Source organism: Vibrio sp. D3, from assembly GCF_043995865.1.
Taxonomy (GTDB): domain Bacteria; phylum Pseudomonadota; class Gammaproteobacteria; order Enterobacterales; family Vibrionaceae; genus Vibrio; species Vibrio diabolicus.
In genome coordinates, this window is sequence record NZ_CP171887.1 from 1513310 (window position 1) to 1525328 (window position 12019).

At 43.6% G+C, this 12019-nt stretch carries 9 protein-coding genes; 7 read left to right on the top strand and 2 right to left on the bottom strand.

Annotation, left to right across the window (positions count from 1 at the left end):
- Positions 1-103: 103 nt before the first annotated feature.
- The 7 genes from ACHFJ9_RS14990 to ACHFJ9_RS15020 all read left to right on the top strand — a co-directional run bounded on the left by ACHFJ9_RS14990 (position 104) and on the right by ACHFJ9_RS15020 (position 9399).
- Positions 104-1309, top strand: coding sequence for an aromatic amino acid transport family protein (locus tag ACHFJ9_RS14990; protein ID WP_109168378.1), 1206 nt, complete (start codon positions 104-106; stop codon positions 1307-1309).
- A gap of 274 nt (positions 1310-1583) precedes the next feature.
- A complete protein-coding gene (locus ACHFJ9_RS14995; protein WP_104971656.1) occupies positions 1584-2708 on the top strand; it encodes an HD-GYP domain-containing protein in 1125 nt (374 codons plus the stop codon).
- Positions 2709-2795: 87 nt separating this feature from the next.
- Complete coding sequence (locus ACHFJ9_RS15000) at positions 2796-3014, top strand: hypothetical protein (protein WP_005377723.1); 219 nt, start codon at positions 2796-2798, stop codon at positions 3012-3014.
- A 325-nt stretch (positions 3015-3339) separates the two neighbouring features.
- A complete protein-coding gene (locus ACHFJ9_RS15005; RefSeq protein WP_005394180.1) occupies positions 3340-4104 on the top strand; it encodes an ABC transporter ATP-binding protein in 765 nt (254 codons plus the stop codon).
- 10 nt (positions 4105-4114) lie between these two features.
- Entirely contained in the window at positions 4115-4999 is an 885-nt protein-coding gene (locus ACHFJ9_RS15010; protein ID WP_104969484.1) for an ABC transporter substrate-binding protein, read from the top strand.
- Complete coding sequence (gene fhuB, locus ACHFJ9_RS15015; protein ID WP_395357329.1) at positions 4996-6972, top strand: Fe(3+)-hydroxamate ABC transporter permease FhuB; 1977 nt, start codon at positions 4996-4998, stop codon at positions 6970-6972. The genes ACHFJ9_RS15010 and fhuB overlap by 4 nt, the downstream gene beginning before the upstream one ends.
- A gap of 204 nt (positions 6973-7176) precedes the next feature.
- Positions 7177-9399: a TonB-dependent siderophore receptor gene (locus ACHFJ9_RS15020; RefSeq protein WP_395357331.1), complete on the top strand. Its 2223-nt coding sequence runs from the start codon at positions 7177-7179 to the stop codon at positions 9397-9399.
- A 41-nt stretch (positions 9400-9440) separates the two neighbouring features.
- On the opposite strand, the gene ACHFJ9_RS15025 is transcribed toward ACHFJ9_RS15020, so the two are convergent.
- Positions 9441-9989, bottom strand: coding sequence for a hypothetical protein (locus ACHFJ9_RS15025; RefSeq protein ID WP_012841863.1), 549 nt, complete (start codon positions 9987-9989; stop codon positions 9441-9443).
- Positions 9990-10240: 251 nt separating this feature from the next.
- Positions 10241-12016, bottom strand: coding sequence for an ABC transporter transmembrane domain-containing protein (locus ACHFJ9_RS15030; RefSeq protein WP_395357333.1), 1776 nt, complete (start codon positions 12014-12016; stop codon positions 10241-10243).
- Positions 12017-12019: the final 3 nt, after the last annotated feature.

Consider the following 12019-nt stretch of genomic DNA (forward strand, 5'->3'; position numbering starts at 1 on the left):
ATCCTACAATATCGACAGCATTACAAATATGGTATTGGTTTCGGTACGCCGTTACCCGATTTAATACCGATACTTCCTAATAAAGTGTAAAGATAAATATACAATGAGTCGTTCTAAAGTATTCGGTAGTACTCTAATTATCGCGGGAACTACAATAGGTGCTGGCATGCTAGCCCTTCCACTTGCCTCTGCCGGCATTGGTTTTTCAACTTCAATCATCATCATGCTCAGTTTATGGGCTCTGATGGCTTTCACTGCCTTACTCATGCTAGAGCTTCATCAGCATGCAGAAAGTAGTGCAACTCTTCATACTTTAGCGAAACAGATCTTGGGCCAAAAAGGCAAGTGGGTGGCAAGTTTTGCGATGTTGTTTCTGTTCTACTCATTGTGTGCAGCGTACATCGCTGGCGGTGGTGCTCAGTTCGGAGACCGCCTTGCACAATGGTTTGACCTTGATATTTCAGGGCCTACATCAACGATAATCTTTACCTTGATTGTGACTGTAGTTGTGACAGTTGGTACAGGTACGGTCGATAAAGTTAACCGAGTGTTGTTCGCGATGAAACTTGTTGCGATGGTTGCTGTGCTTTCTTTTCTTGCTCCAAACGTTACGGAATCTTACTTATTGAGTATGCCGATTGAGCAAGGTCTTATTGTAGCGGCGATTCCTGTTATCTTTACTTCGTTTGGTTTTCACGGAAGCATTCCGGCAATTGTGAATTACTTAGATGGCGATACTTCTTCTTTGCGCAAAGCCGTTATTATTGGCTCGACGATCCCGCTCGTGATTTACATCTTTTGGCAGATCGTGACATTGGGTGTGGTTAGCCAAAGTACGCTTATTGAAAACGGCGGGTTGAGCGCGCTTATTGGTCAACTATCGCAGACGGTGCACCAATCAAACTTAGGCAACATTGTCGGTGTATTTGCTGATTTGGCACTGTTAACGTCATTTCTTGGTGTGAGTTTGGGCCTATTCGAATTTTTGGGTGATACCATCAAAGGGAGCAACGATAAGCCTAATCGCTTGGTTGCGGCACTCGTGACGTTTACCCCACCGCTGGGCTTCGCACTTTTTTACCCTCAAGGCTTTATTATGGCTTTGGGTTATGCAGCGATTGCATTAGCGATTTTAGCCATCTTTTTACCTCTGGTTATGGTGATCAAGGTTCGTAAATCGGATGATTTTACAGGAGAGTACCGAGTAGCTGGTGGCCAAGGCGCATTAGTGATAACGGGTATCGCTGGCACAGGTATCGTATTAGCTCAGCTGTTAATTACGCTGGGTGTGCTTCCTGCTCTGGGCTAGTTGTTTAGAACGTTCTCTGAATAACCTCTAGTTACTGAATCCATCGTAATCAATCAGTATTGTTAAGCCAACGAGTTTCGCTCGTTGGCTTTTTTAATCTGGATCAAATTACCGTAAGATATTCGGTGAAAAAATTGGTAGAAATGTGCTTTTATTTCGTACACTTAAGTTGTGGTATATCGATAATTTAAGTGGAGAAAACCGCTCAAAATACCATTGAATTTACAACACAATGAGCTTCTCTTGTTTCTCTGCTTGGGTGTGGAGGTGAAGTATGGCGCACCGGAGTTTTTACCCGTTTGCAAAACCGCTTAATGAGCAACTGCAAACGCTAAAGGGCAGGATGCAGGCGCACTTGCCGTGTATTGATAGGGTGTCATTTGCTAAATATCACCCAGACCAAGATGTGCTCAAATCATTTGCAGAAAGTGAGTTCGACACTTGGTGTTTAGCCCACCATGAGTCAGCATTCCGTAAACTCCACCACCTCAATATTGCCTCCAAAAACGCGATTCCTCGCATCGTCGAAGATCTTCACGATATTAATCACTGTCCTCGGGTTCAAACCTTACTCAAACACGGATACCAGTCGTCGGTTGCGATTCCTTGTTACGACAATAAAGCATTTACTGGCTTTGTGTTCTTAAATTCCACTCAGCCCAATGCATTTAGCTTAGAAGCGTTGAATAGTCTTAAACCTTATTTCGAAATGATTCAATTTGCGGTTGAATCAGAAGACCACGTCGTTAGCGCGATAGAAACGTTGGCGAACCGAATGCAATGTATGATGCCAGGCTACTCCCCTGAGTTTTACGCGCATACCAAACGAATGAAGTACTACAGCCAAGTCATCGCAACGCAGTTAGCGGATCGTTATCACCTGAATGATGAAATGGTCGAAGATATTGGTATTTTTGCTCAATTCCATGCGCTCAGTGATATTCAGCTGCCAGTTGAAATTGCTAGTCGCCGAACAAATTATACTCAAGAACAAGAGGCGATATTGATTCAACATATTGAGCGTTGCATCGACTCGGCCGATGACATAGTGGCTCGTATCGGAAATCCGGTTCACCCGAGTGTGACTTTGTTTTTGCAGATGGTTACTTATCAATACGAAAACTTAAATGGTACTGGTTATCCGTATGGTTTAACCAGTGGCGATATACCAATAGCCGCGCAAATTACGGCTGTCGCGAATGCCTTTGATTTTATGACGACGCACCATCCGTACAGACAAGCGTGGTCCATCCCATACGCATTGTTAGAACTTGAAAAATGGGTATATCAGGGATGGTTATCTCGAGAATGTGTTAATGCTCTGCGAGAGCATCAAGGTTATATAAAGCAAATCATCCACAAATATCCGGAGCACTATACAGGCTTGGGGTTAATGTGAAGAGCAGTAACGAAGTTGAAATGTTGACGAGGAGGAATATTTAAACAATACTGTTTTTATATACAGTGATAAGTTTGGAGGTGAAGTATGTTGTGGGAAACCCTTGAAAGAGTAAACCGCTTACGCCAACAAGCACTTGCAAATCCTGAGTTTGTTGAGTCAGCAAAAGAGCACGAACAAGCACTTCAGGAGCAAGAATACCATTATCAAACGAAGAAAAAGCGTTCAGCCAAAGACAAACAAGGTAAAAAGTCGCTGGCCGATATCTATAAAGAAGTAGAGTTTGGCGCTGACGCTCGTCATTAATTTATTCACTGCGGCATTTCTCATTTCTTCATGCGCCGCAGTATTCATTCAAATTTATGCGAGGGCAGTGGTAGACCGCTGCTCTCGTTGACCTGCCGACAATCCACTAATGAAGTCATCCGCAACAAATAATCATTAACGCTTAGTAATTCTCTCAATGATTTTGTTGATGTAATGATAATGACAACGGTTTGCATTTGTATCTTTGTTGTTATATAAAACCTCCCTTATTAATCGTTCTGTTGAATAAGAACGGCAAACGTGATGAACGAATGAAAGCGATTGATTAGCTTTCATTTGTGAATGGCTATTAGGTGAAGTAGGGATGTTGGAAGCTAAAGCACTCCAGTTTGAGATTGAAGGCAAGTCATTGCTAAAAGCGTTTGATGTGACATTTGAACCTGGGAAAACATACGCTCTTGTTGGGCACAATGGTTCAGGAAAATCCACATTGTTAAAGTTGCTGGCACAGCAACAGCCATACACCGCTGGTGACGTGGTTCTGCATGGAACGAGCATTAACGATCTCTCAGCGAAAAAATTCGCCCAACACATTGCCTACTTGCCTCAGCATCTTCCGGTGACCGACAGTATTTTAGGTCGAGATTTAGTCGGTTTTGGTCGTTACCCATGGCATGGTTTACTTGGTCGTTTGAGCAAGAAAGATCATGACATTGTTGAAGAATCAATGGCGATGACAGGAACACTAAAATACGCAGATCGCTTAGTTGATACTCTATCTGGAGGGGAGCGCCAACGAGTGTGGCTAGCCATGCTATTAGCGCAAAAAACTGAGTATTTGCTTCTTGATGAGCCTTTGTCTGCGTTAGATATTAGCCATCAAGTCGATATGTTGAAGCTCATCTCTAAACTCAGTAAAGAGTTGGGTTTGGGCGTTATTATCGTATTGCACGACATCAACTTAGCGGCGCGCTTTTGCGATCATATCGTTGCATTACATCAAGGTGATTTGATTGCACAAGGCAATGTTGAACAGGTGTTTACTGAACCTAAGCTAAGGGACATATACGGGATAGAGATGAAGATCTCTGACCACCCTGCGGGTTATCCGGTGGCGATGCCAAGCTAGAGGTTGAATAATGAGCAGTACAAACACTCGACTTAAGCATTTCTCTTTCGCTCTCTCACTTAGTGCGCTTTTGGTCAGTTCCTTTCAAGCAGTAGCTGAGGCGTCACCTCGGGTGATGTCGGTTGATTGGACACAAACTGAAACGATGTTGGCGTTAGGGGTCGTGCCCGTAGGCGTCGCTCAAGGGCAAGATTACGATGCTTGGGTAAAATCGCCACCGTTACCACCTCAAACTAAGGATGTAGGGTTAAGAACTCAACCCAATATAGAGCGTATTTACGAGCTCAGACCTGACCGTATTTTTATTGCCCCGTATTTCTCCTCAATGAAGCATCGCTTAGTCGATATTGCCCCCGTTACCACGATTGACTTATATGAAAGCGGGATTACAGATTGGTCGGTACTTACTCGTTTCACTCGGAGGTTTGGTGAAGAGCTAGGAAGAGAAGCGGAGGCTGAGGCACTTATCCAACAATATGAAGAACGTTTCTCTTTACTAAAACAGCGCATAAACAAAGGCCAGCCGCCGCTTTTAATGATTCAGTTTATGGATACGAAGCACGTTCGTGTTTTTGGTCAGAATAGTCTTTACTCTCAGGCTATCGAAAAGATTGGGCTGAGTAATGCGTGGAACGAAGAGACGAATAGCTGGGGCTTCAGCTTGGTCGGCATCGATAAGTTAGCAGGTATAAGAGCCCAAATTGTTATCGTTGAGCCATTGCCTCACGGTGGCGAAAAGCGGCTCTCTCAAGATCCGTTTTGGCAATACGTTGTTCAACAGTCTGGTGAGAAGGTCATGCAAGTCGCGCCTGTTTGGAGTTTTGGTTCTATGCCTTCAGCGCTTCGGTTCGCGGAGTTAGTTACGGCGAGTAAGGTCGAGGAGTTAGAACAATGAAAGCCATGCCTTTAAGCCTTGTGGTGTTACTTTCGGCATTTACCTTTTCTATTGGTGCTTTCCAATTGTATCAAGCAAGTTCATTCTCACTGGCTCTTAGCAGTTTATGGAAACCTAACTTTCAATCTATCGATTCCGTCTTACTTCACTTTAGCTGGTGGCCTCGAGTCTTCACCACGATTATATCTGGTGCTGGATTAGCGGTTGCTGGGGTATTGATGCAGCAAGTTCTGCGTAACCCTCTCGCTTCACCCACGACACTTGGTGTGGCGAGCGGTTCAAGTTTTGCTTTGATGTTAGCTACGCTATTTGCACCTTGGATGTTGGATATTGCGCCTAATTTGGTTGCTCTCATCGGCGGTGTGATATCGATGGGGTTGGTGATACTGTTGTCATGGCGACGAGCGTTATCTCCAACGGTTGTCGTCGTTTCTGGGTTAGTGATAAACCTGTACTTTGCATCATTAAGTACGGTTATTCTGATGATGAATACCGAAAAGCTGAATGGATTAATGATATGGGGAGCGGGCTCGCTTGTTCAAAGCGGATGGGGAGATTTCTCGTATCTTGCACCTCGAATCGCACTTGCCACGGTTATCGCATTTGTGTTTGCAAAGCCGTTAAGTCTGTTAGAACTCTCCGAGCAAGGTGCCAAGAGTTTAGGTGTCTCGCTAGCCAAACTGCGCTTTGTCTGTATTGGGCTTGCGGTACTAATCACTTCTTGGGTCGTTTCTGCAGTAGGAATTATCGGTTTCATCGGGTTAGCAGCGCCTGCGATTACTCGATTGATAGGTATCAATAAAATCCAGCATAAGCTTTGGGTATCAATGCTGATTGGTGCCATGTTATTGACTTTAACCGATTTGGTTATTCAGCAACTGCCGGGGCTAATGGCGAGTTTTATACCAACGGGAGCAGCAACGGCTGCATTGGGCGCTCCGCTACTGTTATGGTTGTTACCTCGCTTATCACAAAAGACGCAGGGCCATACTCAAACAGTGTTAACTCGACACCGTCAACATGTTTACAAGCTAAACCCTAAAGCGATCTCATTGGCGTTGATCGGCACGTTAATTTCCGTTGTTCTTTTTGCCACGGTTGCTGTGCAAAATGAAGGGTGGACAAACTTATTTTCTAGCCAAAATTGGATTTTTTTGGAATGGCGCGCACCTAGATTATTTGCAGCAGCAATTGCGGGGGCAATGTTGGCGATTGCTGGGACCATGATTCAACGCCTAAGTGGAAACCCAATGGCCAGTCCTGAAGTGATCGGTATCAGTTCAGGGACAGCGATGGGATTGATCATCGCGATGTTTACTGGGTTTGGTTCGTCAATTTTCACTCTTTCTCTAGGCGGGCTCGTAGGCGCATTAGCGACGGTATTGGTCATTGTGCTGCTAAACCGTAAATCAGGTTTTCAGCCGGAGCGCATTTTGTTGACTGGTATTGCTATTACCGCACTGATGAATGCGATACAGAGCTTTATTCTAGCCACTGGTGACCCAAGAAGTTATCAAGCATTGGCTTGGTTGTCTGGGTCTACCTACTATGTTTCGGTTGAAACGTTACTCCCATTGTCTTTATCTGCGCTTGTCTTTATAGGGTTGAGTTTTCTCTGCGTAAGATGGCTAGATATTCTTCCTGTTGGCGCCGCTTCCTCTAAAGCACTTGGGATTCGCGTTGATCGTTCGCGCGCGATACTGCTGCTTTTAGTTGCTTGTCTCACGGTCAGTGCGACATTGGTTGTTGGTCCTATTAGCTTTGTTGGGTTACTGGCTCCGCATTTAGCTCGCTTATTTGGCTTTAACAAAGCGTCACAACACATGTTATGCGCCGCGATATTGGGTTCCGGCGTGATGTTGTTGGCCGATTGGTTGGGACGACAAGTTCTTTACCCACAAGAAATACCAACAGGGCTGATGGCGTCTCTCATTGGCGGTTTGTATTTAATGTGGGGTTTACGCCGTTTATAGATACGAGCTAAGCATCAACGAAGAAAGTACTTATACAACAAACAAGCACTCGCAGTGGTAACCTATGCCACTGCGAGTGCCTTATGCAAAAAACTCTGGTTTGTCTTTATGGAAACAACTGGCGATGCCGTAACTCGCTTTTCTTTCAGCGTTCGCTGAAGTCATGAAGGCTTAGTTTGGCTGCCGACAAAAAAGGAGAATAATATGACTCGGCAGTTTATGCTGACACCAACGTCAATGGCGGTTTTATTAGCTTTATCAACGCCAAGTGTCTTGGCTCAGGAAGATGAAAATATAGTCGTGATTGGACAGCAGCAAGACAGTGCAGTTGGTCCTGATTTTAGTTATCTTGGAGCGAAGAGTCGGGCAGCGACAAAAACTGATATTGCCATCAATGAAACCCCAAGAGCGGTATCTGTTGTTACGCGAGAACAAATGGATGATCGTGCCTCTATTAGCATTTCTGACGCGCTACAGTACACACCAAGTATTCAAACTAATTATTTCGGCGAAGATAACAAGCAAGATTGGTTTATTATTCGTGGTTTTAAACAGGCGAACAGCGGGCTGTATCAAGATGGTACCCGTTTATATTCTTCTGGTTTTTATAGTTGGCAAATAGATCCGTTTGCTTTGGAAAGGGTTGACGTTTTACGTGGTGCCGCTTCTGTTCTTTATGGGCAAAATCCTCCAGGTGGGGTCATTAATGTCGTCAGTAAGCGACCTCAATTTGATGGGGGCTCAGGGCTTGTATCTTTGGAGTACGGATCTGAAGACCGTAAACAACTTTCTCTTGACGTAAACTCTGAGGTGAGTGAGCAGTTGGCTTTCCGCTTTCAAGGGTTAGCGAGAAAAAATGGGACGAGAATTAGTGGGGTGGAAGCAGAGCGCATTCTTTTCTCTCCATCAATGACTTACAAATTTACTGAGACGTCTGAAATTACCTTTTTAATGAGCTATCAAAAAGACGACTCAGATCCTTATCTGCAATTTTTGCCAGTTGAAGGAACGTTAACGCCAAACAAAAATGGAAAGATCAGTGATAGTTTAGCGATAGGCAATCCCAACTGGGAGACGTTTGAGCGTGATCAGGTGTCTTTAGGCTATGAGTTTTCTCATGCATTTAATGATACCACTTCGTTTGTTCAAGCTGCTCGTTACAGTGAAATGGATGTTAAGTTGAGACAAATGTATTCGTACGTTTACTCGGCTGATGTACCTGGGTTGGGGCCGATTTTAGATCCATCAAATGAACGCAAGACCATACTTCGGGGCGCTTCAACAGAAGATGGATCATCCGATGCTTTTAATATTGATAATCGTTTGATGCACCAAGTAAATTGGGGAAGCGTTGAGCATAACTTGATGTTGGGTTTAGATTTTCAAATGATCAGTATCGATGGTAAGGACTTTGCGAATGATCCTATCGTTGCTGATGGTAATGCGCTCTTAAACACACCAATGGGAGCTTTGCCTGACCCTAGATTTAATGTATTTAATCCCACTTATTCGGATAATATAACGTTACTCGATCCGAATACGCTACAGCCATTGAGCGAAACCGATAAGCAAAGAACGAAAGTTGAGAACCGACAGCTCGGTGTCTATTTTCAAGATCATATGCTGATTAACGATAAATGGACAATGTTATTGGGTGCGCGTTACGACGATACAAGTAATGAAGTACATAATGTTACCACGGGTGCTCGCACGAAAGTCGATAATGGAGAGTGGACGTTTAGCGTGGGAACGGCTTATATTTCTGATTCTGGCTTCACGCCATATTTTAGTTACTCTCAGTACTTTGATCCAATTATTCAAGAAGACAGCAATGGTAAGCCAGCGAAGCCGGAAAGCGGTGATCAATTTGAAATCGGTGTAAAATACCAACCGGATTCATTCGATGGCTATTTCAATATCGCAACGTATCGGGCAACAAAAGAAAACTTGGCTCGTATCTACTTGAGTGAATTGACGCAAATAGGAAAAATAGAAAATAACGGCGTTGAGTTTGAAGCTGTAGCCAATGTGACACCTTCTTTAACATTAATCGGAAACATAGCCTATGTTGATGCAGAGATAAAAGAAGACGTCAATAAGACATGGGTTGGCAAAACACCTTCTCAAGTCGCGAATACCGTATCATCAGCTTGGGCACATTATCGTTTCTTTGATGGACCTCTTGATGGCTTTGCTGTTGGCTTAGGTGCGCGCTATACAGGTGAGTCATACGGAGATAATGAAGAGAGACTAAAAGTACCAAGTTACTTTTTAATGGATGCGACGGTCAGCTATCGCATTGGAGATTACAAGCTACAAGTCGCAGCCAAAAATATCACTGATAAAGAGTACATAGCGACATGTGATGGTTTTTGTTGGTATGGCGATCGACAAAATATTATTGCCAGTTTAACTTACGATTGGTGATTTAACGGATAAATAAACACCCCTAGTGTAGGGGTGTTTATTTAGAAATCGGCTTTGCGGACAAAGTGTGGGTTTTTATACTTTTTCTGCGGACCAAACGATGATACGACGAGCTTGTTCCATAACGTTTTGTCAAACTCACCCTTTGGAATCGAAGGGTAGAGGGTTTCCTCTTCTTCTCTTGCAAAGTTCATGTACTGTTTCTTCTTAATTTGATTGTACTTTTTGGCGATCTGGTTATGTTTCCTTACCCACTCCAGTTTGTAATTGTGGAGCACTTTTTCACCTTCTTCCGCACTCATTCGAGATAGGAATAATCGCTTGTACGAGACCTTTCTGTCCAACATTGTGCGCATGACGGTTTGGATATATTTACCGTGGTGCGTGACAGTAATATCTTTTTCGTCAATAGGAGTGACGCACCAGCCTTTAGGTAAAAAGTCTGGCTTCTTAAACTGCTTATTACGCTCCATTAGCGCCTGATGTAAAATCAAATCAGAGGTACCGCGGAACGTTTTTTGCCATTTACCGATACGAATTTGAATCGAACCAGGCAAGCGATAGATGTTAGTAAACTTATCTTTGTCCATGGACTTGTGTCATGAGATTAATATGCATTATTAGAAAGTGAAAACAGTCTAGTGCAAAGGGCGCCAGACTGAAGTACCGTACGATTTTACAACGACCTTGCGTGATATAGCGAGGGGTTATGTCAATAATAGGTAAGAAATAGAAAATTAGTTCACATTATGAAGAAATTGGAAGCTAATCAGGCTAACTTTTGAAGTTGGGCCGATTATGCCCATGCCTACCAAATAAAAAGAAGGCATGGGTATAAACATCACACCGCTTCTTCGAGTTGCTTGGTTTCTTCTTCAATCTGCTGTAAATGTCGGTTTGCTTGCTGTAACTGATACATTTGGGCATAACGACCATTTTGTTTCAACAGTGTTTTGTGTGTGCCTTTCTCTACTAACTCCCCATGATGAAGAACAATGATTTGGTCCGCATCCAAAATAGTTGAAAGTCGATGAGCGATAACGACTAGTGTCATGTCTTGTCTGAGTACTGCCAAGCTCTTTTGTATTAAAACTTCTGTTCCTGAGTCAATATTGGCCGTTGCTTCATCTAATATCAATATTTTAGGTTTTACCACAAGCACACGCGCTAACGCTAAGAGCTGTTTTTGTCCAGCAGATAGATTGGTTTCACCTTGACCTAACTGCGTGTCTAGCCCATTAGGATAACGGTGAATTTGCTCTGCCAAACCTACCTTGTCTAACGCATCCCATATTTGAGTATCGTCAACCGCTCGACTAAGAGAGATGTTTTCTCTGACTGAAGCAGGGAGAATATGTGGATCTTGTTGAACCATTGCCACATCTTTGCGAAGTACGTCTTTCCCTAATGTTTTAAGTGGACGACCATCGATGAGCAGTTCACCATATTGCGTTGGATAAAAGCCCATTAACAGTGACGCTAATGTGCTTTTACCGCTTCCTGTATGCCCGACAAGCGCGATAAAGTCTTGGTGGTTGGCCTTCAACGACATGTCTTTTAGGACGTCCTGTTTACCATCGTAGCTAAATGTGAGGTCTTTAAGTTCGATAGCACCCGACCTTAATGGCTGATGATCGTCCCCATAAGTTTGTTCTTTCGCATCAATCAATTCAAACACACGTTCGCTTGATACTAACGCTTGCTGAAGTAGAGCAAGCTGCTGAGTCATTTCAATTAATGGCTCAGTAACGCGCGCAAGATAACTGATAAACGCATACAGTACCCCCACACCAATCAACTCAATACCGTTAAAGCCAAAGATCGCAACCAAGCAAAGTAACGCGAGGCCAGCGAGCAAGTCCATCAATGGTCTTAGCAGATAGCCGTTTAGCCGAATCACTCGTTTAGATGCCACCAAATGCTCTGCGGTTAGCTCGTTGAACTGTTTATTAAAACGCTCTTCTTGTTGCATTAATTGAATGACACTCATCCCTTGAATGGATTCACTCAGATTCGCATTTATGTCAGTCAATAGGTCGCGCATCCTTCGGTAGCTTTCTGTACTTAGCTGCTTAAACAAGTACATAAAGCCGATGACGATCGGTAGTAATACGAGTACAACAAGTGTGAGCTTCCAACTCATGAAAAACATAACGCCAAGCATCACCACAATCATGACCACGTTTTTCACCACGGTCGCGATCAAGAGCTCATAAAATTGCTGTAGAGATTCCGTATCGTTGGTGATTCGCGATACCAATTTTCCCGCAGGAGTGTAATCAAACGCAGATAACGGCTGCTTAATCACACCAGAAAATACTTGCTTACGAATCGTTTTGATCGTGTTTGCCGCGACAATGCTAAATTGCAATGACTGAAAATACTGGAATGTTGCCGATACAATCTGAAGAGCGATATAACCTACTGCTAGCGAAATCAGAACATTCTGTGAATAGTCACCTTTAGCGATGTGCTCATCAATGAAATATTGAATCAACCAAGGGCCGCCAGCGCTGGCTAACGCTGCGATAAACAGCAAAGCAAGTCCTTTAATCATTGGCTTTGGTTGAGATAATGGGTAAGACATCAACCGTTTAAACGTACTGGTCTGGTTCATTCA

Bases quoted from the DNA above. Each gene is read 5' to 3' on its own strand.
- ACHFJ9_RS14990 (WP_109168378.1), top strand. From the start codon at position 104: ATGAGTCGTTCTAAAGTATTCGGTAGTACTCTAATTATCGCGGGAACT.
- ACHFJ9_RS14995 (WP_104971656.1), top strand. From the start codon at position 1,584: ATGGCGCACCGGAGTTTTTACCCGTTTGCAAAACCGCTTAATGAGCAA.
- ACHFJ9_RS15000 (WP_005377723.1), top strand. From the start codon at position 2,796: ATGTTGTGGGAAACCCTTGAAAGAGTAAACCGCTTACGCCAACAAGCA.
- ACHFJ9_RS15005 (WP_005394180.1), top strand. From the start codon at position 3,340: ATGTTGGAAGCTAAAGCACTCCAGTTTGAGATTGAAGGCAAGTCATTG.
- ACHFJ9_RS15010 (WP_104969484.1), top strand. From the start codon at position 4,115: ATGAGCAGTACAAACACTCGACTTAAGCATTTCTCTTTCGCTCTCTCA.
- fhuB (WP_395357329.1), top strand. From the start codon at position 4,996: ATGAAAGCCATGCCTTTAAGCCTTGTGGTGTTACTTTCGGCATTTACC.
- ACHFJ9_RS15020 (WP_395357331.1), top strand. From the start codon at position 7,177: ATGACTCGGCAGTTTATGCTGACACCAACGTCAATGGCGGTTTTATTA.
- ACHFJ9_RS15025 (WP_012841863.1), bottom strand. From the start codon at position 9,989: ATGGACAAAGATAAGTTTACTAACATCTATCGCTTGCCTGGTTCGATT.
- ACHFJ9_RS15030 (WP_395357333.1), bottom strand. From the start codon at position 12,016: ATGAACCAGACCAGTACGTTTAAACGGTTGATGTCTTACCCATTATCT.